This window comes from Streptomyces sp. ISL-11 (assembly GCF_018614525.1).
Taxonomy (GTDB): Bacteria; Actinomycetota; Actinomycetes; order Streptomycetales; family Streptomycetaceae; genus Streptomyces.
Map to the genome: position 1 here is coordinate 40,550 of NZ_JAGGOL010000084.1, position 22,523 is coordinate 63,072.

Annotated in this window: 16 protein-coding genes and 3 pseudogenes; 9 read left to right on the plus strand and 10 right to left on the minus strand. The window is 70.7% G+C overall.

Annotated elements, in window-relative coordinates:
* Window positions 1-21: 21 nt before the first annotated feature.
* Window positions 22-3,037: pseudogene (locus J7E86_RS32070) on the plus strand (Tn3 family transposase).
* Window positions 3,038-3,083: 46 nt separating this feature from the next.
* Here J7E86_RS32070 and J7E86_RS18500 read toward each other — a convergent pair.
* A complete protein-coding gene (locus J7E86_RS18500; protein WP_215082807.1) occupies window positions 3,084-4,016 on the minus strand; it encodes a LysR family transcriptional regulator in 933 nt (310 codons plus the stop codon).
* Between the two features lie 138 nt (window positions 4,017-4,154).
* Here J7E86_RS18500 and J7E86_RS18505 point away from each other — a divergent pair, with 138 nt between their 5' ends.
* The 3 genes from J7E86_RS18505 (at window position 4,155) to J7E86_RS18515 (ending at window position 7,473) form a co-directional block, all read left to right on the plus strand.
* Window positions 4,155-5,405, plus strand: a complete 1,251-nt coding sequence (locus J7E86_RS18505) for an MFS transporter (RefSeq protein WP_215082808.1) — start codon at window positions 4,155-4,157, stop codon at window positions 5,403-5,405.
* A gap of 232 nt (window positions 5,406-5,637) precedes the next feature.
* Window positions 5,638-6,237 carry a cysteine hydrolase family protein gene (locus J7E86_RS18510; RefSeq protein WP_215082809.1) on the plus strand — a complete coding sequence of 200 codons (600 nt, stop codon included), beginning with the start codon at window positions 5,638-5,640 and terminating at the stop codon, window positions 6,235-6,237.
* 255 nt (window positions 6,238-6,492) lie between these two features.
* On the plus strand, window positions 6,493-7,473 hold the full coding sequence (locus J7E86_RS18515; RefSeq protein WP_251019323.1) for a recombinase family protein: 981 nt from the start codon (window positions 6,493-6,495) through the stop codon (window positions 7,471-7,473).
* Window positions 7,474-7,728: 255 nt separating this feature from the next.
* Here J7E86_RS18515 and J7E86_RS18520 read toward each other — a convergent pair whose 3' ends face one another.
* On the minus strand, window positions 7,729-9,291 hold the full coding sequence (locus J7E86_RS18520) for an FAD-dependent monooxygenase (RefSeq protein WP_251019324.1): 1,563 nt from the start codon (window positions 9,289-9,291) through the stop codon (window positions 7,729-7,731).
* 514 nt (window positions 9,292-9,805) lie between these two features.
* Here J7E86_RS18520 and J7E86_RS18525 point away from each other — a divergent pair.
* Together J7E86_RS18525 and J7E86_RS18530 are read left to right on the plus strand one after the other, a co-directional pair.
* Window positions 9,806-11,641: an NAD-binding protein gene (locus J7E86_RS18525; protein ID WP_215082811.1), complete on the plus strand. Its 1,836-nt coding sequence runs from the start codon at window positions 9,806-9,808 to the stop codon at window positions 11,639-11,641.
* A gap of 118 nt (window positions 11,642-11,759) precedes the next feature.
* On the plus strand, window positions 11,760-12,251 hold the full coding sequence (locus tag J7E86_RS18530; protein ID WP_215082812.1) for a hypothetical protein: 492 nt from the start codon (window positions 11,760-11,762) through the stop codon (window positions 12,249-12,251).
* Window positions 12,252-12,258: 7 nt separating this feature from the next.
* Here J7E86_RS18530 and J7E86_RS18535 read toward each other — a convergent pair whose 3' ends face one another.
* The 7 genes and pseudogenes from J7E86_RS18535 to J7E86_RS18565 all read right to left on the minus strand — a co-directional run bounded on the left by J7E86_RS18535 (window position 12,259) and on the right by J7E86_RS18565 (window position 19,171).
* Complete coding sequence (locus J7E86_RS18535) at window positions 12,259-13,542, minus strand: NucA/NucB deoxyribonuclease domain-containing protein (protein ID WP_215082813.1); 1,284 nt, start codon at window positions 13,540-13,542, stop codon at window positions 12,259-12,261.
* A gap of 468 nt (window positions 13,543-14,010) precedes the next feature.
* Entirely contained in the window at window positions 14,011-14,394 is a 384-nt protein-coding gene (locus J7E86_RS18540) for a VOC family protein (RefSeq protein WP_215082814.1), read from the minus strand.
* Between the two features lie 117 nt (window positions 14,395-14,511).
* Window positions 14,512-15,723 carry a cytochrome P450 gene (locus J7E86_RS18545; protein WP_215082815.1) on the minus strand — a complete coding sequence of 404 codons (1,212 nt, stop codon included), beginning with the start codon at window positions 15,721-15,723 and terminating at the stop codon, window positions 14,512-14,514.
* 70 nt (window positions 15,724-15,793) lie between these two features.
* The gene (locus tag J7E86_RS31160) at window positions 15,794-16,591 is read right to left on the minus strand and encodes a hypothetical protein (protein WP_251019325.1); all 798 of its coding nucleotides are present in this window, start codon (window positions 16,589-16,591) and stop codon (window positions 15,794-15,796) included.
* Between the two features lie 160 nt (window positions 16,592-16,751).
* Window positions 16,752-17,300, minus strand: a pseudogene (locus J7E86_RS32075) (DUF4158 domain-containing protein); the annotation flags it as partial.
* A gap of 24 nt (window positions 17,301-17,324) precedes the next feature.
* The gene (locus J7E86_RS18560; RefSeq protein ID WP_215082818.1) at window positions 17,325-18,407 is read right to left on the minus strand and encodes a winged helix DNA-binding domain-containing protein; all 1,083 of its coding nucleotides are present in this window, start codon (window positions 18,405-18,407) and stop codon (window positions 17,325-17,327) included.
* Window positions 18,408-18,436: 29 nt separating this feature from the next.
* On the minus strand, window positions 18,437-19,171 hold the full coding sequence (locus J7E86_RS18565; RefSeq protein WP_215082819.1) for an alpha/beta fold hydrolase: 735 nt from the start codon (window positions 19,169-19,171) through the stop codon (window positions 18,437-18,439).
* A gap of 79 nt (window positions 19,172-19,250) precedes the next feature.
* Here J7E86_RS18565 and J7E86_RS18570 point away from each other — a divergent pair, with 79 nt between their 5' ends.
* Complete coding sequence (locus J7E86_RS18570; RefSeq protein ID WP_215082820.1) at window positions 19,251-20,225, plus strand: YafY family protein; 975 nt, start codon at window positions 19,251-19,253, stop codon at window positions 20,223-20,225.
* A gap of 112 nt (window positions 20,226-20,337) precedes the next feature.
* On the opposite strand, the gene J7E86_RS18575 is transcribed toward J7E86_RS18570, so the two are convergent.
* Window positions 20,338-20,646, minus strand: a complete 309-nt coding sequence (locus tag J7E86_RS18575; protein WP_215082821.1) for a hypothetical protein — start codon at window positions 20,644-20,646, stop codon at window positions 20,338-20,340.
* On the opposite strand from J7E86_RS18575, the pseudogene J7E86_RS18580 reads away from it, so the two are divergent.
* Window positions 20,640-21,095: pseudogene (locus J7E86_RS18580) on the plus strand (site-specific integrase); the annotation flags it as partial. The gene J7E86_RS18575 and the pseudogene J7E86_RS18580 sit on opposite strands and share 7 nt — an antisense overlap.
* A 165-nt stretch (window positions 21,096-21,260) precedes the next feature.
* Complete coding sequence (locus J7E86_RS18585) at window positions 21,261-22,520, plus strand: arsenic transporter (protein WP_215082822.1); 1,260 nt, start codon at window positions 21,261-21,263, stop codon at window positions 22,518-22,520.
* The last annotated feature ends 3 nt before the right edge of the window (window positions 22,521-22,523 follow it).

Sequence of the window (22,523 nt, forward strand, 5' to 3'; positions counted from 1 at the left end):
CGCGCAGATTCCCAGGGCAGGATGAAGAGGAGGGGGAGGATGCGGATCTTCTTCCTCGACGACGAGGACCGCAAGCTGATCGCGAAGCGGCGCGGTGATCACAGGCGGCTCGGGTTCGCCCTTCAGATGTGCACCGTGCGCTACATCGGCCGGTTCCTCCCGGACGACCCACTGGAAGTTCCGTGGGCGGTGGCGGAGTACCTCGGGGAGCAGCTCGGCATCGAGGACGTCTCGTGCGTGAAGCAGTACACCGAGCGCAAGCCGACGGCGTACGAGCACGCGTGGGAGATCCGGGACGTCCGTACGTTCCTGCACGGTCGGGCGTGGACGCACGCCAAGGGGCCGGTGGCGTTGTTCAATCAGGCGGTGGGCTGACTGCGCCGGCACCGGGTGCTGCTGCCCGGGGTATCGGTGCTGGCCCGGAAGGTGTCCGAGGTTCGTACGGTCGCGGAGAAGCGGCTGCACGCCACGGTTGCTCGTGCCGCTCACCGCGCGGACGCGGCGCTGCCTGCGGACCTGGTGGCCACGCTGGTTACGCCGGAGGGCGCCCGGTACTCGGAGCTGGAGCGGCTGCGCCGGCCGCCGACGCGCACGACGGGCACGGCCTTCGCCCGGTCGTTGGAGCGGGTCGATGAGATCGGCGCGTTCCAGCTGGGCCGGGTGCGGCTGTCGCAGGTTCCGCCGAACCGGCTGGCGGCGCTGGCCCGGTACGGGCTGGGCTCGAAGGCGGCGAGCCTGGAGCGGGCCGAGGAGCCCAAGCGCACCGCGATGCTCACCGCGGTGATGCGGCACCTGGAGGCGAAGGCTATCGACGAGGCCCTGGACCTCTTCCAGGTCCTCATGGCGACCCGGCTGATCAGTACGGCGAAGCGGGCCACCGAGAAGGAACGCCTGTCGACGCTGCCGCAGCTGGAGAAGGCGTCACGGACGCTCGCGCGGGCGGCGAAGGTCCTGTTCGAGGAGCTGGAGCTGGTCGAGACCCACGGCGCCGACCTGGACACGGCGGCGCTATGGGCGGCGGTCGAGGAGGTCGCGCCCCGGGAGGCGGTGATGAGCGCGGCCGCGCTGGTGGTCTCGCTGGTGCCCGAGGACGAGGGCTCCGCCGACGTCGCGATGCGGGCGGCCCTGACCACCCGGTACAACACGGTGCGCCCGTTCCTGGCGCTGCTGGGCGAGTCGAAGGCGCTGGAGGCGGCGACCGCGTGCTGGCCGGGGTGCGGCGGCTGCCCGCGCTGGCGAGGCGGCGGGTGAAGGACAAGCCGCTGCTGCCGCGCGAGATCGACGACAAGCTGGTGCCGGCCGCGTGGCGCAAGGCGGTGTACGCGAACGCCGACCTGCCGACCGGCGCGGTGGACCGGGACGCGTACGTGGTGTGCGTGCTGGAGCAGCTGCACCGCGCCCTTCAGCGGCGGGACGTGTTCGCCTCCTCCTCGCACCGCTGGTCCGACCCCCGGGCCCGGCTTCTGGGCGGGCCCGCGTGGGAGGCGGTGCGCGAGGACCTGCTGGCCGGCCTGAGCCTGGACATGCCCGTCCAGGACCACTTGGCGGAGCTGGCGCGGGCCCTGGACGCGGGCTGGAAGCAGATGGCGGAGCGTCTGGAGAGCGCGGGGGCGGATGCGAAGGTGTCGCTCGATGTCCTGCCGAACGGCCGGGTGAAGCTGAACGTGGAGAAGCTCGGCGCGCTCGGTGAGCCGAAGTCGCTGGCGTGGCTGCGCAAGCGGGTCGAGAAGATGCTCCCGAAGATCGACCTGCCGGACCTGCTCTTCGAGGTCCACTCCTGGACCGGGTTCCTCGACGCCTTCGTGCACCTGGGCGACGGCACCACCCGGATGAAGGACCTCACCACGTCGGTAGTCGCGCTGCTCGTCTCGGAGGCGTGCAACATCGGCATGACGCCGGTCACCAACCCCGGGCACGAGGCCCTCACCCGCTCCCGCCTGGTCCACGTCGACCAGTTCTACCTGCGCGCGGACACGATCGCCGCGGCGAACGCGATGCTGATCCGGGCCCAGTCCGAGGTGCCGATCGTGCAGTTCTGGGGCGACGGCCTGCTGGCCTCGGTCGATGGGTTGCGGTTCGTGGTCCCAGTACGGACCATCAGCTCCGCGCCGTCTCCGAAGTACTTTGGGTTCAAGCGCGGCATCACCTGGCTCAACGCCGTCAACGACCAGGTTGCCGGGATCGGACAGATGGTCGTCCCCGGCACGCCGCGCGACTCCCTGCACATCCTGGACGCGCTGCTGAACCTGGACGGCGGGGTGAAGCCGGAGATGGTGGCCACCGACAACGCTCGTACTCCGACGTCGTGTTCGGGATCTTCAAGATCCTGGGCTACAACTTCAGCCCCCGCTTCAAGGACCTGGACGACCAGAGGTTCTGGCGGGCGACCATGCCCGGGGTGGAGACGGGGACGTACGGGGTGCTGGAGCCGCTCGCGCGGAACCGGGTGAACCTGAAGAAGATCGAGACGTGGTGGCCGGACATGCTGCGCGTCGCGGGTTCCCTGGTCACCAACCAGGTTCGCGCCTACCACCTGCTGCGGATGTTCGGCCGCGAGGGCCACCCCACCCCGCTGGGGCAGGCGTTTGCCGAGTACGGGCGGATCGGCAAGACCGAACACCTGATGCGCATGGTGGACCCGGTTGACGACACCTACCGCCGGCAGATGAACCACCAGCTCACCGTGCAGGAGTCCCGCCACAAGCTGGCCCGGGACGTGTGCCACGGCAAGCGCGGCACTATCCACCAGGCGTACCGGGACGGGATGGAGGACCAGCTCGGCGCGCTCGGCCTGGTCCTCAACGCCATTGTGCTCTGGACGACGCGGTTCATAGACGCCGCTGTCGCCCAGCTCCGCGCCGAGGGACATGAGATCCGTGACGAGGACATCGCGCGGCTGTCCCCGCTCAAGCACAAGAATCTCAACGTCCTGGGCCGCTATAGCTTCACCGCCTCCATCCCGGCCAGCGGCGGCCTGCGTCCGTTGCGCGACCCGGACGCGGTCGAACTCGACGATGACGACGAGGGGACGGAATAGCTGTTGCGGCTCACGAGGTCGTTGCCGATGGTTGACGCGGTGCTGCCTACCGCTGTGTCCATGTGGGTGTCCAAGTCCCGCTGTCAGGGCGGTCGGGCTGTGTGGAGCCGAGGTAGTTGCGGAGTGTGGTCAGTGCGGGGTGTGGGTTGTCGCGGCGCCAGATCAGTGAGTGCGGATAGACGGGCGTCGGGTCGGTCACCGGGATGCGGCGCAGGCCGTGGTCGGCGGGCCAGACGAGGCGTGTGTGCTCGCCCATGAAGGTGGCCAGGGCCGGGGTGTCGGCGACGGTGTCGAGGAGCGCGTCGGAGCCGAAGTTGGGGCCGGTCGCCTCGATGGTGAGGCCGAACTCGGCGACGAGGTCGTCGTAGTAGGCGGCCCACTCGGTACCGGGGACGATGCCGGGCATCCAGATCCGGTGCCCGGCGAGCTGGGCGACGGTCACCGACCGGGCGCCCGCCAGCGCGTGGGCGGGGCCGGTGAGGAGCTGGAGCGGCTCGTCGAGTGCCCGGACGGACTCGATGTCCTCGGGAAGAGGTCGGCCGGGCGCGGCGACGGCGCGGAAGGACGCGTCGATCGCACCGGACCGAATGGCGGCGATGGCCGTCTCGATGTCGAACAGCATCAGCACGTCGAGGTCGATCTCGGCGTGACCTCGGTGGAATCCGCGCATCAGGCCCGACGCCGCACCGCGCGAGTTGATCACGTCGACGCGCAGCGGGCGGCGGCCGGTGCGCACGGACGTGATCGCGCGCTCGGCGACGCGTAGCAGCTCGCGCGCGTGGGGCAGGAACGCCTGCCCGTCGATGGTGAGCTCGGCGCCGCGCGCGGTGCGGGTGAACAGCCGCACGCCGAGGTTGCGCTCCAGCGCGGCGATGCGCTTGGAGACCGCCTGCTGGGTGACCGCCAGCTCGGCGGCGGCCTCCTGGAACTGCCCCGCGTCGGCGGCGGCGACGAAGGTCCGGACGGTGTCGAGGTCCATGCCGATCCACCTTAGTGCACAACGTTTGGTTGTGAGTCGCTGGCAGATTGGTTGTTTGACCTGCTGCTGCGCTGCTGGTTTTGATCTCACTGGTCAACGTCGGTTTGTTCGAGTGGGACGTCAAGGGGTGCGCTGAGCATGATGGGCAGGCGACGGTTGGGCCGGCAGTTCGCGTGGCTGTGGGCGGCGTATGGGGTCAGCACGTTCGGCACGTGGCTCGCCTTCGACGCGTTCTCCCTGATCGCGATCCTTGTGCTGCACGCCGGGCCGACCGAAGTGTCGGTGCTGGCAGCCGCGGGGCTGGCGGTGGGGGCGGTGGTCGCGGTGCCGCTCGGGCCGTGGGTGGAGTTTCGTCGCAAGCGGCCGGTGATGGTCGCGATGGATCTGACCCGGTTCGTGGCACTGATGAGTGTCCCCGCCGCGTACGCACTCGGTCTGCTCAGTGTCGTCCAGCTCCTGGTCGTGTCCGTCGTCGTCGGTGCGGCCGACATCGCCTTCAACGCGGCCAGTGGTGCGTATCTGAAGGCGCTCGTGCGGTCGGAGGACCTGCTCGTCGCTAACGGGCGATTCGAGTCCACGACCTGGACCGCCACCGTGCTCGGACCGCCGGTCGGCACGGCCGCGATCGGGCTGTTCGGCCCGGCGATGACCGTGGTGGCCAATGCGGTCAGCTATCTAATCTCAGCCGCAGGGATCCGTGCGATCGGCGGCAGTGAGCCGCGTCCCGTGCGCACCGGTGCGCACGGGACGCGGCTCCGGCCCGGCGACCTGCTCGAAGGGTGGCGGTACATCCTGGCCCACCCGGCCCTGCGCCCTCTGTTCTTCAACACGGTTCTGGTCAACGGCCTGATCCTGGCAACCTCGCCGCTGCTCGCCGTCCTCATGCTCGGCGACCTCGGGTTCGCCCCCTGGCAGTACGGCCTGGCGTTCGGCCTGCCCTGCATCGGCGGCATCATCGGCTCACGGCTGGCCCACCGATTCGTCTCACGGTTCGGACGGCACAAGGTCATGCTCACAGTCGGGACGCTGCGCGCGTGCTGGTCGCTCGGGCTGGCCTTCATCTGCCCTGGAGCGGCCGGGCTCGTGCTCGTCATCGCGGTCGAGTTCGGACTGATCACCTGCATGGGCGTGTTCAACCCGGTGTTCGCCACCTACCGGTTCGATCACATGGAGACGGACCGGATCGCCCGGACCCTGTCAGCGTGGTCGGTCACCAGCAAGCTGACTGTCGCGGCCATGACCGGGTTGTGGGGCCTGCTGGCCGGCATCACCGGCCCCCGCACCGCGATCGCCATCGCCGGTCTTCTCATGCTGCTCACCCCTTTCCTGCTTCCCCGGCAGGGCCACGCGCCGCATCACGAGGGAGATCTGATCCGGAGCACGACGTGACACACCGCAACTCGCCACCCGCTCGAAAGCAGGCTGTGGCCGGTCCACCGATGCGCGTCCCGTTCAATCACTGCGTTCCCACGAGCAACTCGGTGGTGCGCTGCCCGCGCTGCCGGACGTCCGGATCGCAGTCGCAGCCGCCCTGCCGGCATTGCCCCTGCTCGACCTTCCGGCTGAAACCCACTGGCCGGCATGAGCGCCGGTCAGCACCACCAGCAAGGAGAACACTCGCGTGAGCACCGCCCCCGCGCTCGACCCCGCACGCACCGCCCTTCTCGTCATGGACTACCAGCCCGCGGTCCTGGCCCATCTGCCCGAGGGCTGGGACCGCGAAGCCCTGCTGTCACGCATGGAAGATGCCATCGCCGACATCCGCGCCACGGGCGGCACCATCGCCTACGTCCGCATCGGCTTCACCGAGGCCGACTGGGACGCGGTCCCGGCCACCAACAAGTCCTTTGCCCCGCTGGCCCAGCACCGCCTCATGCACCACGAGGACCCATCCACCGCCGTCCACGAGCGCCTGGCGCCCCAGGACGGCGACATCGTGGTGCGCAAGATCCGCTACGGCGGCATGTCCACCACCGACCTCGACGAGCAGCTACGCGAGCGTGAGATCACCACTCTGGTCGTCTCCGGCTTCAGTACCAGCGGCGTCGTCCTGTCTACCGTCATCGACGCGGCCGACCGCGACTACCGGCTCTACGTCCTGTCCGACGGCGTCGCCGACCCTGACACCGAAGTCCACAACATCCTGCTGCATCGCGTCTTCCCCTCGCGGGCCCACATCATCGACACCGCCGAGCTGCACACCCTGGTCGGGGCCGACTGACTCGAACCGCCGAGCCAATCCCACCCACGGCCGCCGCACCCACACACTGTGTGGCGGCCGCCCGCACCCCAGGCACCCGGCCCAGCAGCATCCCAGAGCTCTCACAAATGGTCATCTGTGAGAGTTCTGCGAGAGCCCTAGGAACGATCACGTTTCCGCAGGTCGCCGTTCGCAGAAGTCCTCTCGAAACCCGCACGTTGTGCGAGACCCTTCTGAGAGACTTCCCGCATGGATCTCACGCCCGATCGGGCCGCATTGGCGGTAGAACGTCACGACTGTCCGAACTGTGACGCGCCCGCTGGCAGCGCCTGCCGCACCCGGGGCGGGAAGACCGCCGCGAAGTACCACACCCCGCGCTTCGTCCTCGTTCCTGCGCTGCGCGAGGAACTGGAAGTTCTCGTCCCCACCGACCGGCACCCAGGCCGCGCGTGGAAGCAGGGCCCGGCCCTCGCCGTGGTGCCCGCGCCCCGCACCGAGCGTCCGGTCCGCATCGGGTATGCCAGGACGTCGACCGCGCGGCAGGAGCTGGCGAGCCAGCTCGAAGCCCTCCACCGCGCGGAGTGCCACAAGGTCTTCAAGGAGCAGATCAGCACCCGCGTCAAGGTCCGGCCCGAACTGGAGAAGGCGCTCGCCCTGGCCCACCAGTTCAAGGAGGCCGCCCCTGAGACGCCCGTCATCCTCACGGTGCACGAGCTCAAGCGTCTGGCCAGGAACGCGGCCGAACTGATGACGCTGTCCGCCGAGCTCCAGGCTGGCGGCATCCAGCTCGAACTCCTCACCGGACCGCTCACCGGGGTCTACGATCCCAACGGCATGGGCGCCATGTTCTTCGCCGTGCTCGCCGTCGCCGGGCAGATCGAACGCAACTACATCCGGGAGAAGACCCTCGAAGGCCAGGTCATCGCCGCGTCCAAGGGCAACCACGGCGGCCGCCCGAAGGTCATCGACGACGACATGCTCACCTTCGCCGTCGCACTGAAGGACAAAGGCGTCCCCGTCCCCGAGATCGCGAAGAAGCTCACCATCAAGGTCGGGAAGAACGCGGGCAAGTCCCCCTCGGTCGCCTCGCTCTACCGGGCGCTCGCGGAAGCCGAAGCCGCCGCGGTTGACGACGGCCTGCCGATGCGGCCCAAGCCCGTACGCATCCGCCGACCCGGAGAGCCGCTCACCACCGAGGAGATCGAGCTGCGCGAACGGCTCCAGTCCCAGCCCCACCCGAACGCCGAGCTGCGGTAGACCCGTCCGCGACCGGCATCAAGTCCTTGATCACCGGCTTAGCGTTAACCGCTGTACCGGTGGCGCCCCAAGGCCGATGAGCCCGCGTGGCGTCGGCGAGTTGTCCCCCGATCGTGGCGGTCTCCAGTGAACTCACCCGTCTGCCAAACCCCGTGATTCCGTCGCAGGGATGATCGGAACCACCGGACCTGGCCGGGCTCATCCACGCGTGCCCATCATCGGCTCGTGGTTCGAGTCGGTCAGCAGAGCGGCGGATCAGCCCGGCGTCACCGCACCCTCTGGCACTCCGAACCACTCCTCCAGCGCCTCCGCCAGCCCGGCCGTCGACGCCGGCGCCTGCGTCCCCGCGTCGGCCGCCCAGGCCGTGAAGCCGTCCGGACGGACGAGGACCGCCGCCAGTTCCGGGCGGGACGGGCAGCCGGCCGTCAGGGTGTCGACGCGGCCGGCATACCCCGCAGCGAGGGCCCGGAGCTCCGGGCCGTCGGTGAGGTCGAGCAGGAGCGCCCGGCCGCCGTGGAGGTGGTCCGCGAGGCGGCTGCCGTCGGTGAGTTCGAGGTCCGGGGTGCTGCGGCCGGTCAGCGGGTGCTCACCCGGCAGCTCGTACCGCACCCCGCCACCGTTGAGCCGCGCGGTGAGGTACGTGGTGCCCACGACCGTCCCCGCCAGGTCGCTGACGATCTCGCGCAGGGCCCGGGACTGCGGGTCCGGGCGCATGGCCGCGATCTGCGACCGGGTCCAGTCCAGGACCCACGCACCGACGGGGTGCCGCTCGGTGGTGTACGTGTCCAGCAACTCTTCCGGCGCCCGGCCGCCGATCACCGCGGCGAGCTTCCAGCCGAGGTTCATCGCGTCCCCGATACCCAGGCTCAGCCCCTGGCTCCCGAACGCGGAGTGGACGTGCGCCGCGTCGCCCGCCAGCAGCACCCGGCCCTTGCGGTACTCGGTGACCTGGCGGGCGTGGTCGGTGAAGCGGGTCGCGGTCCGCACCTCGGTGATCGTGACGTCCACGCCGGATACGCGGCGCAGCCGTGCCTGGAGGTCCTCGGTGGTGACCGGCGCGTCCCGGTCGGCCGGCGGGCCGTCGAACTCCACGGTGACGACGCGGCCCGGCATCGGCCCGTGGGCGTACACCCCGGTGTCCGTGGCGGTCCAGCCGACCTCCAGGTCCTCGGCGCCGGTCATCTCCACGACCGCCTGGTGACAGGTGATCTCCGGGTCCGTACCGGGAAATTCGAAACCCGCGAGCTTGCGGACCGCGCTGCGGCCGCCGTCGCAGCCCACGAGCCAGCCGGCGCGTATCGCCCCGTGGCTGGTCCGCACGGTGACGGCCTCGTCGTCCGCGTCGAAGCCGGTCAGCTCCACTCCCCGGCGCACGTCGACGCCGAGCTCGTCCGCCCGCCCGCCGAGCAGCCGCTCGATGTCCTGCTGCGCCACGAAAGCGATCTCGGCGGCGGGTCCGGCGTCGTCGAGGCCCGGCTCCGTACGGTCGACCAGGTCGGCGCGCAGCATGATCCCGGCGAAGTGCCCGACGAACCCGAGCCCTTGGCCCGCGGCCCCGCCTCCGTCCCCGCCGTTCCGCTCGCGTATGAACGCCTGGAAGCGGTCCATCGTCTGCCGCTGCACCTCGGCCAGCGCGGGCAGCATGCCCCGGCGGTAGAGCGCCTCGGCGCTGGGCGTGGTGATCGCCCCGCCCTTGATCGTCGGGTTCACTTCGGTGAGGCGCTCCAGGACGGCCACCCGCGCGCCTCCGAGCCGGAGCTCGCAGGCCAGCATCAGTCCGACCGGGCCGCCTCCGGCCACCACTACGTCATAGTCCATGGCGCCCACTATGGCCGAGGGCCGAAGAGGCCCATTCACCGCCCTGACCAGCCACAACAGGCACCGCGATGTCAAGGGACCAGCCCCGCGAGGAGGGACGGGAAGCGGGTCGTCCGCGCTCCTCCTCAGCCACCTCACCCGCCTCCCGCCGGTGTTCCGGCCGGTCCTCGACCGGCTCGGCCAGATGGTCAGGCGGTCAGGCGGTCAGGCGGTCAGGCGGTCAGCGCCGCAAGCTCCGCGTCGGCGCGCTCAGTGACCAGGGCGAGGACGCGGCCTGCGAGGCACAAGCCATCCAAAAGGATGAACGCCGCCCGATGCGGTCTCCTCGCTCGCGATCAAGCGTCACGCTGCTGGCGTGCGCAAGGAAGGCAGGAAAGCGCTTCCCCGACAGCGGACCGACAGCGGACGCACGCGTGCGACGAAACGGACGAAGGCGCCACCCGCACCGCGCGGGCGCCCGGCGCCCCGGCGGGGCACCCCTACGGACCGCCTCCGGTACTGGTTCGACAACACGATGGCGGGAGGCACCTCCGCCCTCATCGGGTGGCTGGCCCTCGCCTGTCTGGCCGTGGTCGTCCCCGCGAGCGCGCTGCTCGTGTGGACCGACCGCCGTGCCCCCGCCTCCCTCCAGGGGAAGGTCGCGGCGGTGTGGCGGAACATCGGGCAGACCCTGCGGCTCGGCGGGGACGTCGGCCCACCGCTGAGCATCGCGCTCTCCCTGCTGCTGGCCCTGGTCGCCCTCCTCTACGTCTCGGCCCTCGTCGGCCTCCTCACGGCCGGCATCACCGAGAAGCTGACCGCTCTGCGCCGCGGCCATTCCACCGTGCTGGAGCACGGCCACACGGTCGTGCTGGGATGGTCCGAGCAGACGCCCACGGTGGTCGCCGAACTGGTCGCGGCGCAGGCCAACCAGCGGCGAGGCACCGTCGTCGTCCTCGCCGACAGGGACAAGACGGAGATGGAGGAGGAACTGCACGGCACCGTCGGGGAGACGGGCCGTACACGGGTCATCTGCCGGAGCGGGCGTCCCACCGACCCCGCCGCCCTGGCGAGGGTCAGTCCCTCCTCGGCCGACGCCGTCCTCGTCCTCCCGAGGGACGACGCGTCCGACGACGCCGAGATCGTCAAGACGCTGCTGTCCCTCCGGGCCACGGTGGGAGAGGACTGCCCGGTCCGGGTCGTGGCAGTGGTCCGCGACGACCGGTACCGGGTCGCGGCCCAGCTGGCCGCGGGTTCCGGCGCGACCGTGCTGGAGATCGACGACGTCTCCGCGCGGCTGTTGGTGCAGTGCTCCCGACACCCCGGGCTCTCCCTCGTCCACCAGGACCTTCTCGACTTCGCCGGCGACGAGTTCTACACGGTCGACGAACCGGCACTGGTCGGTCGCCGCTTCGACGAAACGCTCGCCGCCTACCCCGTCTCCTGCACCGTGGGCATCGTCCGGGCCGGTGGGGATCTCGTCCTGAACCCGCCGTCGGCGACGGAGTTCCTCGCCGGCGACCGCCTCGTCGTCATCGCCGAGGACGACGACATCACCGTCCTGCCCGACGAACCGCCGCCCGTCGACCCGTCGGTGATCGTGCCACGGCCCGCGCGGGAGGCCCGCCCCGAACGCGTGCTGCTGCTGGGGTGGAACCGCCGCGCACGGCGCATCGTCGACCAGCTGTCGCGGAGCGCCGCCCGCGGTTCGGTCCTCGACGTCGTCGCCGACGACCGCGCGGCCACGGCGACGGCGGTCCGGGCCGCCGGCGCGGCGAGCGGCGACACGCTGTCGGTCGTCTTCCATCCCGGCGACCCCACGCTGCGCGAGACGATCGAGCGCCTCGACGTCGCCGCGTACGACGGTGTCATCGTCCTCGGCCCCGACCGCCGGACGGGCCACGGCGAACCGGACGACCGGACCCTGGTCACGCTGCTGCTCCTGCGCGCCCTGGAACGGGAGAGCGGGCACCGCGTCCCCGTCGTCACCGAGATGGCCGACGACCGGAACCGGGCCATCGCCCCGGTCAGCCCCGGAGCGGACTTCGTCGTCAGCGGCAAGCTGGTCGGGCTGCTGATGGCGCAGATTTCCCAGAACGAGGATCTCGCCGCTCTCTTCGAGGAGTTGTTCTCTCCGGGTGGCAACACCGTCTGCCTCAGGCCCGCCGGCCACTACGTCGAACCCGGACGCGCGGCGTCCTTCGCCACCGTGGTGGAGTCGGCGCGACGCCAAGGGGCCTGCGCCATCGGGTACCGGTCCCACACCGACGCGGGGGTGGGCCCGGGGTACGGGGTGCGGGTCAACCCTCCCAAGACGGAGGTCCGGCGCTGGTCGGACGGGGACGAGGTCATCGTCATCGCGGCGGACTGACACGTTCCACGAAGCATGGACATCGCCGGGCACACCCGACACGCCCCACGGGCTACGGTGAGCGGGTCACAAGACGGAAAGTGTGCACCCGTGGTCCCTGGCGTGGCGGGAGGTCGGCATGACGACTGTGGTACGGATGTCCGAACAGCTGGTGGGCGTCGAGCGAGGCCAGTTCGCGCTGTGCGATGCGACCGCGCCCTTCGACGGACGACCGTGGGGACTACCGGCCCTGGAGGGGCGGCAGTTCGCGGTCAACGGCAGCGGGGTGACGGTGGCCAGCACCGTGGCGATGCACGACGCGGATGTGCGGCTGGAGTTGTGGGACGCGCCGCCTCCCCCGGAATCCGGCGGGGCGCCGGCGGAGTGCGTGCTCGGCGTGCCCTCCGGCGCGGTGACGGCCTGGGCCGTGCCGCATGGTCCGGTCGGCGAGCCGATGGCGCTCGACGGGCCCGGCTCGTATGCCGTTCGTGTGTACCGGTACGGGGGCGGCCCGGAGGCGCGGGCCCGGCAGGAGGCAGCGGACCCGCCGCTGTTCACCGGTCTGGAGCGGTTCGTGATCCAGTTGTGGCGCTGTCCCTCGTCGGGCAGGCCCGACGAGGGACAGCGGTGATGGCGGGTCAGCGAATGCTGACGTAGAAGGCGTCCTTGTGCAGGATGCGGTCGGCCACGTACCAGTTGTTCAGGTCGGTTCCGGCGTTTCCGTTCTGGGTTCCGTCGACGTACTTCACCGAGAAGTTGCCGTCGCCCTTGCCCGCGCCCTCCCAGGACGAGGCGAAGGGGTATTCGTCGCACTCCTCGCCCGCCTGGTGCGAGAGCGGGGCACAGGTGCTGCGCACCACGTTGCGATTGTTGTTGTAGGCCGTGGTGGCCGCGGCGTCCCAGGTGGACATCAGCCGGTGCAACGGCTTGCCCGAGGCGATGCCGCCGGGAATGGACTTCGTGCCACCGGCCGGGGCCGGCGGGTAGGTGGCTCCCGGGTTGGTCTGGGCCAGCTGGACGTGGCGGGCGACCGCTCCGTTGCGCGTGGAGCCGACGCTGTACTCCGCCATCACCGGCATGACGCGGTCGAAGATGCCGGCACCGTTGGACCCCAGATAGCTGGCGGAGTCGAACCGGACCCCGTTGTCGAGGACCGTCCCGGTGCCACCGGTGTTGGTGACCGACGAGCGGATGGCGCAGCGCGCCACCTTGTCACGGCCGTAGCCGTCGGACGCGGTTGAGGAAATGGTGTAGATGGCGGTCTGGCCGGCCTGCCAGGCGCTCAGCAACTGTGGCCCGGAACCGTTGACACCGCACGCCTTGTTGCTTCCGTCGGGCCCGGAGTAGCCGCCGGTGGCCCAGCCGATGGCGAGCTTGCCGTCCGTGGTCGTGCCGGTGCGCACGACGTTGTCCATGCCGGTCACCAGCCGGATGACCCGGGAGCCCTTGGTGCCTTCACCGGCGGTGGTGTGGCGCCAGGAGACATGGCCGATCACTTTGCCGCCCTGCACCACGGAGTAGCCCAGGGGCGTGACGTGGCAGTACTCGTAGTGGTTGATGATCCGTTCACCGGAGTTCGGGAACAGGCGCCGACAGGCACTCAGGTCCACGGCGGTGGGCGCGGCAGTGCCCTGGCCCGCGGAAACGTAGGACAGACCGAGTCGTTGCCCGGTCTCGTCACCGTGCTCGCGCAGCGTGGCGGGCGGGCGCGGCGCCGGTTCCCGCCACCGGGTGGCTTCCGGCGCTCTGCTGCCCAGAGCGGGCAGCGGGTGGTGGGAGTCGACGATTTGAACGGGGGTCGTGGTGACTCCCGCCGTCTCGTCATGGGCGGCGGGCTGCGCCGCCGCGTAGGAGATGGGCAGAGCGGTACAGGCGGCGCCGACCAGAACAGTGGTCAGCGCACGGCGTATCGGCCAGTGCATGGACGCTCCTCGAGTCGCTCCTCGCGGCCTTAACCGGCCACGAGCAATCGACGCTAGGTTCGTCGAACAGACGCACACAAGGCGTGTGCCACCTCATCCGTCCCGGGACAGCCGACTTTCGGCCATGTGTGGGCGCGCGTCATCTGCGTCCAGCGGCGTCTTGGGGGCCCTTACGACGGCGGCCGCTCCGTGATCGTCATCGACGATGCCACCACTGCCCCAGTCGCCGGCCTCCTGGTCCTCCTGCAGTCGGGCCGGGTCACCGAAGGACGCGGCCAAGGCCACTACGTACGCCGGACCGTGGCCTCGTCAACCCGGCAACTGCCCACGGATTGCCTCACCTCCGGCCTCCGGCACACCCGGATCGCCGTTCAGCTGGAGATGCCGCAGCCCCGGTCCGCCAACCGGGCAGCCACTTCATCGGCACACTCCAAGCTTCAGGCCGCCTCACACGAAGGGGCGCAATCGTCACAGAGGCTTGAGCCGGGTGCGCAGGAGGCAGAACTCGTTGCCCTCGGGGTCGGCCAGGACGTGCCAGCTTTCGGTGCCGGTCTGGCCGATGTCGACGGGCCGTGCGCCGAGAGCGAGCAGTCGTTCCAGCTCAGCGTCCTGGTCGCGGTCGGTGGCGTTGACATCGATGTGCAGCCGGAGCTTTCCCGTCCGGGGGGCGCTGGTCGGGCTGAAGACGAGGGTGGGCCGCGGGCCGCCGAAACCGGCGTCGGGTGGGCCGATCGCGATGCTTCCGTCGCCCTCCCGATCGAACTCGGCGTAGCCGAGGACGTCGCTCCAGAATGCGGCCAGCCGGTCGGGGTCCGCGGCGTCGATGACCAGTTCACTGATCCGGCATGCCATGGCCGTCACTTTACGAGATGACGTGACGGGCTTGGCCGCCGTGCACTGGTGGTGAAGTTCACCGGTCCTCCCGAAGCCGCGGCGCCCACACGCACCGCTTCCCCCTGTGAAGTGATGTCAGCACCCAACGAGCAGCTCCCGCAGCCCCCGGATCACAAAGCCCGGCTTCCATTCCGGTTCCGCCATGAGCTGGAGTCGGGGCGCCCTCCGCAACAGTTCACCGAAGGAGGCGATCAGTTCCAGACGGGCGAGCGGCGCGCCCAGGCAGTAGTGGATGCCCGCTCCCAGGCTGATGTGGGGGTTGTCCGCGCGGGTGACGTCCAGTCGGTCCGGGTCGGGGAAGCGGGCGGGGTCGCGGTTGGCGGAGCCGAAGAGGAGGGCCACCTCGCTGCCGCGCGGGATGACCGTGCCGGCGATCTCGATGTCGTCCAGAACCCACCGCTCGAAGAGCTGCAACGGGGTGTCGTAGCGCATGAGCTCCTCGACCGCTCCCGGCAGGAGCCCGGGGTCCGCGCGCAGGGCGGCGAGCTGGTCCGGGTTGCGGAAGAGCGCCCACCAGCCGTTGCCCGTGGTGTTGGTGGTGGCTTCGTGGCCCGCGTTGAGCAACAGGACGCAGGTGGAGACCATTTCCTGCTCGGTGAGCCGGTCGCCTTCGTCGTGCGCGTGGACGAGCGCTGTGATCAGGTCGTCGCCGGGGCGGGTGCGACGATCGGCGATCAGCTCCCGGAGGTAGGCGGAGAAGTCGAGGGAGGCGCGGACGGCGTTCCGCGCCTTCTCCTCGTCCGGGTTGAGCTCGTACATCCCGCAGATCGCCGCCGACCAGGGCCGCAGCAGCTTCCGGTCGGCCTCGGGGATACCCAGCATCTCCGCGATGACGGCCACCGGCAGCGGCTCGGCGACCGTGCCGATGAGATCCCCGCCGCCCTCGGCGAGCAGCTCGTCCACCAGCCCGCGCGCCAGCCGCGCCACGACCGGTGCCAGGTTCTCGATTGTGCGCGGAGTGAATGCCTTGGACACAAGGCGCCGGATGCGTGTGTGGTCAGGCGGTTCGAGGTCCAGCAGGCCGTTGCCGTTGAGGACGTGGAACGGCTCGTGGGCCGCCGGGGGAACGGGTCGCCCGAACTCCTCGTGGGAGAACCGGTGGAGGTACGTCCGGCCCAGCCGCCGATCGCGCAGCAGCGCCCGGACGTCCTCATGGTGCGGCACCAGCCACTGACGGCTCGGCTCGAACCAGTGCACACGACCGGCCGCCCGCAGCCGCTCGTAGCCCGGGTAGGGGTCGGCGACGAACCGGGGGGACCACGGGTCGAAGCCGGTGTTCGCATCCATGTACGGATGCTAGTGGTGAGGGTGCGGGCGCCGGGAGGCCTCATGCCATGACCCCGGTCGGACTCTTAGATCACATCCCACGGCGCGGCCGTGTACAGCTGCCGCAGCGCCCCCACGGACTCCGCGTCCGGCGGAAAGGGTCCAGTTCCGTCAGGCCTCGGGCGATCCAGTCCACGTTGCTGAGTCCGGCCATGTCGCAGGAACGATGTGCGGCCCACCGGGCCATCGCGCGCTGGGCGTCCGGTCCGGCCTCGTTGATCGCGTGGACGAGGGCGGCGTCGAGTTCCACCATCCCGGCCACATTGCCCCCGACATTGCGCAGCCGGTCGCTGGGCAGACGTCCGCCCCGCTTCCGCTTCTCGGCGCGCTCCGTCAGCTCCCGCTCTTCTTGCTCCGCCTTCTCACGGGCCAGGCGCTTGGCCTCGGCCAGTTCCTCAGGTGTGGGCGGCGGAGGCAGTTTGCTCGCGAACCGGTGCCAGTACGCGGCGGAGCCGCTGGTCTCCTTCACGACGCGGTCGCGCTCCAGTGGAGCCACCCAGAACTGGAGCAGATACTCGTCCAGCACGGGTTCGCCGGCACTCCGGACAACGCCGTCGGCCTTGTCCATGCCACGGCAGTGGTAGCGGGCCCGGTAGGCACCCGGCGGCAGGCCGCGGTCCCGCCCTCCCCCGCCCCATTCGATCAGTCTCGTCTTCTCCGAGGCTGTAGAGAACGGCGTCTCCACGATGTCCTCCCACCCGTCGACGTCCAAAGCCGACTCCGACTCGTGCAGTTCGACGGTGAAGGGGACGGAGCCGGTATGCATGCCGGTCGACAGGTGCAGGTACCCGGGGACGGCCGTTCCGCAGAGCCCCTCCCTCTGTCCCATGCAGCACGCATGCAGGCCGCAGCCGGTCCAGTTTGGAGGTGCGGCGGCTGTCCTCGACCGGCAGCAGCGCGCTCAGGGCGGCGCGCTGGGCGGCGTCGGGCTTGGCAGCCAGGGTGCGCCAGGTCTTGCGGTTGGTGTGCTCACGGATGGAGGTGACCATGCGTTCGAGGACCGTGGCGCCGGGCAGCAGCACCTTGTTCTCGACCAGGTACAGCGTGGCGAGGTCGAACAGGGCGATGGGGCGCTCGTTACCCGACCAGCAGCGGTCCCACCGCCAGCGGGCCACCTTCCACCAGGCCTCGCCCTTCAGATCCCGAGAGCCGTAGGCGTCCTTGATGGCGTCTCTGTGGTCCCAGCGGGTGCGCTCGGCGCCGTACCCGGCCAGCACGGAGGGCGGGTGACCGAGCTGGTCGGCGACGTATTCGACGACTTCGGCGGGCGCGTGCTCGGGGTTGTCCAGGAAGGCGCCCAGGAACCGCACGGTGCCGAGCTGGACGCCATAGCCGAGCTGCGATCTCGCACCCCGGCAGGCCATGACCCGCCGCCGGGCGTCGCGGTCGAGGAGGAAGTAGCCGGCCAGCTGCCCATCGTCCGGTACAACGGTGAACGCGCCGTAGTTGCGGCGTTGCTCGTCGGTCAGGAACGCCACCGGCCCCCTGCCCCTCTCATTGCCTCTCCCCCTGCTGTGACGGCGCTCACTTTGAGTCACATGGTCAGTCGATATGGCATCGGGTCATCCGGAGGCGGTTGGTTTCAGGAAGCGGACGACGGCTTCCTTCTCCATGTCGATTCCCGGCTGGATTTGAGGCGGGACCGGTTCGAACGCATCCACCTGGATGGAGAGCGCGCCGGACCGGCGGGTCCAGGTGGCGATGGCCAGGCCGTCGGCGATGACAGTGGGCCGGATGAGGCCGCCTCCTGGCCAGACGCGAGCCTGGTGGAGAGCGGGGACAGACACCTCGCGGGTGCGGTAGCCGATCAGGTAGTTGTCGTAGGCGGGCAGCATGCGAACGTCCGGGGTGTCAGACGAGCCTGAGAGTTCTTTCACCCGCCCGGCGAGCACGGTCAACGCGCCGTACTCGGTGATCGCGCCCGATTCCGTCAGCAGTTTCCAGGCCCTGCGGGCCCAGGAGACCGGCAGCCCGGACCAGGAGGCGAAATCCTCCAAGGTGGCGGGGGCGTGCGCGGCAAGGTAGCGGCGGGCCAGCTCGGCGAGGGCAGCGGCTCCCTCCCACCGGAAGTCCCCGATGGGAGGGAGCCAGTCGTCGAGCAGCACATACGTGGCTTCGCCTGCGCGCTGCGGGCCGTGGCAGAGGATGCCGGTGAGTGCCGCGTGGCGGATCAGGTGGAACGGCGCCTGCCCGTCCGGCGGAATACCGAGGGTGGTGAGGTGCTCGGTCAGCTCGGCCCGGGTGCGTGGGCCGTGCGTGGTGAGGACGCGCCGGATGAGATGGTCGGCGCGCTGGCGCAGGCCGTCGTCCAGGCCCAACTGCTGGTAGCGGCGGCTGGTGGCGGTGAGAATCCGAGGGGCGAGCAGTCGCAGAACCCAGCGGGCGTCGTCGCCGGGGATGGTGTGCAGGGTGCCGCGCATGCACCAGCCGCGGACGATGCTGCGTTCTTCCTCGTACGCGGTGCGGATGGCGCGGGCGGTGATGTCCCGCCCGCGTACCCGGATGCCCAGGTCGGCGGCCGTGGCGTCTTGGGCCTGGACGGCGAAGACCCGCCGGACGACCGCCTCGGCAGAGACTTCCCGTGCTCCGCCGGCCAGGGCCTGCGCGTGGGCCCGCAGCCTGCGGACGCGCTCGTGGTCAATCATCGGGCTGTGCTTCTCGGGGTCCGGCTCGGTCAAGAGACGGTCCCATCGAGGATGTCGGCAAGTTCAGCGGGCGCGGACAGCATCGGCCAGTGCCCGGTGGGCAGGTCGAAGCGCCGCCACGGCGGCTGGTTCAGGTAGGCCAGCATCGGTACCCCGGCATCCAGCAGGCCTGTGAAGTCATGACAGGCGATCAGGACACGGTCAACACCGGCGCCGAGCTCTACCGGGCCGGCGAGGCGCTGGGTGTAGGTGCCGAACGGATGAGGGGTGGCACGCGTGCGCAGAGCGTCCCGCTGGCCCTCATCGAGCCCGTCGAGGCTGCTGGACAGGCCCAGGACGTCGAAGGGCGGCATCGATAGCTGCCAGCCATCGCCCGAAGTGGTGACCTGCTGGCGCAGCTGGTCCGCTGCCTGCGGTGGCATGAGGTCGAGCATGCACATGCCCGCGGCGAACGGGGCGCTGTCCACGTAGACCACGCGCTCCAGCCGGTCGCCGAGACGTCCGGCTGCTCCGGTCACCGGGGCAGCCGCGTAGCTGTGGGCGATCAGCGTGACGTCGCGCAGATCGTTCCGCTCGACGAAGTCGGTGATGTCCGCGATGTGCGTGTCCAGGTCCGTCTGCGGTCCGCCCTGGTCTGCGTGCTCGGCCAGGCCCGTCAGTGTCAGCGGCAGCGCCGTGTGGCCGCGCTCCCGCAGAGCGTGGGCGGTGTCTTCCCAGGCCCACGCCCCGAGCCAGGCGCCGGGAACGAGTACGAAGGTGGCCATGTGATCTCCCAGAAGTAGGTCCTGCGGGGAGCGTAGAGTTGATACAGGACAGAATCCGCCCTGAAAAGCCGAGTGATCCATGTCGCATCCCCTCACCCGTGTGCTGACCCTGCTGGAACTCCTCCAGTCCAACGCCCGGCTCACCGGAGCAGAGCTGGCCGACCGCCTGGACACCGACGTCCGCACCGTGCGCCGGTATACCGCCCACCTGCGGGAACTGGGCATCCCGGTGCAGGCTGAACGCGGCCGTTACGGCGGCTACCGGCTGGCCCGCGGCTACCGGATGCCGCCCCTTGTCCTCACCAACGACGAGGCTCTCGCCGTCGTCCTCGGCCTGCTCGCCGCGGAACGCCTGGGCATGGGCACGGCCGCACCGGCCAGCGCCGGCGCTCTGTCCAAGATCGAGCGGGTGCTCCCGCACGCCCTGCGCGAACCGCTCGCCGCCATGCGGGAGACCTTGTCCTTCACCGCCAACGCCGTCATCGGGCAGGCGCCCGGAACCGGCGTCCTGCTGGCACTGGCCCAGGCCTCCCGCGCCCACACGACCGTCGGCATCTGCCACCAGTCCTGGCGCCAAGAACACACCGAACGCGACATCGACCCATACGGCGTGGTCTTCCACACCGGCCGCTGGTACGTCGTCGGCCACGACCACCTCCGCGACAGCCTGCGGACCTTCCGCATCGACCGCGTCACCTCCGCCACCGCCCGGGCTCGCCACTTCACCGCCCCCGACGGCTTCGACCCCGTCGCCCACCTGACCTCGACCCTGGCTCAGGGGCCCTACCGCTGGCAGGTCGAGGTGACGATTCATGGCCCTCTCGATGAGGTCGCCCGCCGGCTGCCCCGCTCAGCAGTGACCCTCACCGCCCAGCCCACCGGCATCCTCATGCACGCACGGGCAGAACGACTGGACGGCATGGCACACCTGCTCGCCTCCCTGGAATGGCCCTTCACCATCCACCACCCCGGCGAACTACGGCAGGCGCTCAAGAACCTGGCCAACCAGCTCATGGAAGCCGCAGAACGAGCATCGGGAGAGATACCGCGGTAATACTCGAAATGCCGTAGACCTGCGGCGACCGGCTTCACTGTTCCTCGCCTCCGCAGTGACGGCAGCCGTCCAGTCGCTCGCCACGGGGAAGAGCCTTGGCCGCCCGGAATCACTACGGAGCCGTTGAGATCTCAGCGATCCGGTCGGCATACGTGCGGTACGCCTTGCGTCCGGACGGGGTGGAACCGACGCCGGCGAGGGCGGCGCACTGCTTGAGCGTGGCCTGGTGGAGGAGGAGCGGGGCGGTGACGCGCACCGAGTAGCCCTGTCCGCGGCGGATGGCCCTGCCGCCGCGCAGCGCTTCGCGGATCTCGGCGACCTTGGTGGCCCTGAGGTGCTCGGCGAGCAGGCCAGGCACGTCAATGGCGTGCGGCCGCTCGGGATCGGGCGCCTGCTCCTGGCCCTCGACGTCGGCGGCCACGCCGCCGGCGCCGCGGCGCTGCGCGCGAGGACTTCGTGCTGGAGCCCGTGTACTGGGACGCCGGGACCGCCCGGCTGCTGCCCCGCCTGCTCAACGGCCGTACGGGCGGGTCTGTATTCACCACCCACCGCAAGCCCGGCCCCGGCAAGATCGTCAGCGCCCGCGACGTGTGCCCGGACACCGGCCTGGCCCGGCTGTCGTACGGGCAGGCCCGCATGCTGCTGGACGAACACACCGCCCTCGGAGGCGACAGCGGCACGGGCTGGGACCTGCACGAGTGGCGGCATTCCGGGCTCACCCACCTCGGCGGGGGCGGGGCGAGCCTGCTGATGCTGATGGCGAAGTCCCGGCACACGAAGCCGGAGAACGTCCGCAAGTACTTCCATCCCTCGGCGGAAGCGATCGCCGAGGTCACCAGCCTGCTCGCGCCCAGCGACAGCAGGGGGTGACTCCAACACGGGTCGCCGGCAGGCTCGTTGGCCAGGGCAGCTGACGGGCTGAGCTTCCCGCTGCCGCCTCCCTGTACCGGGCGCTGGCCGAAGCCGAGGAGACCGCGGCGATTCCCCGGCCGACCGCCCCGGTCGCCGAACGGCCCGGCCGGAGAAGATAGCGCGGTGAACACTGCGCTGGCGGAGTCCCTCTCCGCCGTTCTTCTCGTGGTCGTGCTGGCGTGCGCGGTCATCCGCCCGTTCGGCTGGCCGGAGGCGGTCGTCGCCGTCCCGGCCGCCGGCCTCGTCATCGCCACCGGGGCGATCTCACTCGACCACGCCGCCGACGAGGCCGCCCGGCTGGGTCCGGTGATCGGGTTCCTGGCGGCCGTGCTGGTCCTGGCCCAGCTCTGCGACGACGAGGGCCTGTTCCACGCGTGCGGGGCGTGGATGGCGCGCACCGCGGCGGGACGGCCGCGCCGCCTGCTGGTGCAGGTGTTCGCCCTCGCCTCGGTGATCACCGCGGTGCTCAGCCTGGACGCCACCATCGTGCTGCTGACCCCGGTGGTGTTCGCCACCGCCGCCCGGCTCGGGGCCCGGTCCCGGCCGCACGTGTACGCCTGCACCCACCTGTCGAACACCGCCTCCCTGCTGCTGCCGGTCTCCAACCTGACCAACCTGCTGGCGTTCGCCGCGAGCGGGCTGAGCTTCACCCGCTTCGCCTCCCTGATGGTGCTGCCCTGGCTGGTGGCCATCGGCGTCGAGTACGTCGTCTTCCGCCGGTTCTTCGCCACCGACCTGGACGCCGGCGCCTCCGCCCCGGCCACCGCCGAGCCGCGCGAGGTGCCGGTGTTCGCCCTGGCCGCCGTGGCGTGCACGCTGGCCGGGTTCGTCCTCACCTCCGCGCTCGGCATCAATCCCGCCTGGGCGGCGTTCGCCGGCGCCGGCGTCCTCGCCGTCCGCGCCCTGGCCAAGCGCCGCACCACTCCCACCGCCATCGTGCGCGCGAGTGCGGTGCCGTTCCTCGCCTTCGTCCTGGCCCTGGGCATCGTGGTCCGCGCCGTCGTCGACAACGGTCTCGACACGGCCCTGGGCCACCTGATCCCCGGCGGCACCGGCCTGGCCGCGCTGCTGGGCACCGCGGCGCTGGCCGCCGTCCTGGCCAACGTGATCAACAACCTGCCCGCAGTGCTGGTGCTGCTGCCGCTGACCGCCCCGTCCGGGCCCGGCGCCGTTCTCGCGGTGCTGCTCGGGGTGAACATCGGGCCGAACCTCACCTACGCCGGTTCGCTGGCCACCCTGCTGTGGCGGCGCATCGTGCACGCGCACGACGCCGAGGTGGAACTGAAGGAGTTCACCCGGCTGGGCCTGTATGCCGTACCGGCCAGCCTGGGCGCCGCGGTACTGGCACTGTGGGTCTCGCTGACCGCGATCGGAGGAGGCTGACCG

Excerpts from the sequence above, each read along its gene's own strand:
- J7E86_RS18500 (WP_215082807.1), bottom strand. The coding sequence starts at position 4,016 with ATGGACCTCGACACCGTCCGGACCTTCGTCGCCGCCGCCGACGCGGGG.
- J7E86_RS18505 (WP_215082808.1), top strand. The coding sequence starts at position 4,155 with ATGATGGGCAGGCGACGGTTGGGCCGGCAGTTCGCGTGGCTGTGGGCG.
- J7E86_RS18520 (WP_251019324.1), bottom strand. The coding sequence starts at position 9,291 with ATGGACTATGACGTAGTGGTGGCCGGAGGCGGCCCGGTCGGACTGATG.
- J7E86_RS18525 (WP_215082811.1), top strand. The coding sequence starts at position 9,806 with ATGGCGGGAGGCACCTCCGCCCTCATCGGGTGGCTGGCCCTCGCCTGT.
- J7E86_RS18530 (WP_215082812.1), top strand. The coding sequence starts at position 11,760 with ATGACGACTGTGGTACGGATGTCCGAACAGCTGGTGGGCGTCGAGCGA.
- J7E86_RS18535 (WP_215082813.1), bottom strand. The coding sequence starts at position 13,542 with ATGCACTGGCCGATACGCCGTGCGCTGACCACTGTTCTGGTCGGCGCC.
- J7E86_RS18540 (WP_215082814.1), bottom strand. The coding sequence starts at position 14,394 with ATGGCATGCCGGATCAGTGAACTGGTCATCGACGCCGCGGACCCCGAC.
- J7E86_RS18545 (WP_215082815.1), bottom strand. The coding sequence starts at position 15,723 with ATGGATGCGAACACCGGCTTCGACCCGTGGTCCCCCCGGTTCGTCGCC.
- J7E86_RS31160 (WP_251019325.1), bottom strand. The coding sequence starts at position 16,591 with ATGGGACAGAGGGAGGGGCTCTGCGGAACGGCCGTCCCCGGGTACCTG.
- J7E86_RS18560 (WP_215082818.1), bottom strand. The coding sequence starts at position 18,407 with ATGATTGACCACGAGCGCGTCCGCAGGCTGCGGGCCCACGCGCAGGCC.
- J7E86_RS18565 (WP_215082819.1), bottom strand. The coding sequence starts at position 19,171 with ATGGCCACCTTCGTACTCGTTCCCGGCGCCTGGCTCGGGGCGTGGGCC.
- J7E86_RS18570 (WP_215082820.1), top strand. The coding sequence starts at position 19,251 with ATGTCGCATCCCCTCACCCGTGTGCTGACCCTGCTGGAACTCCTCCAG.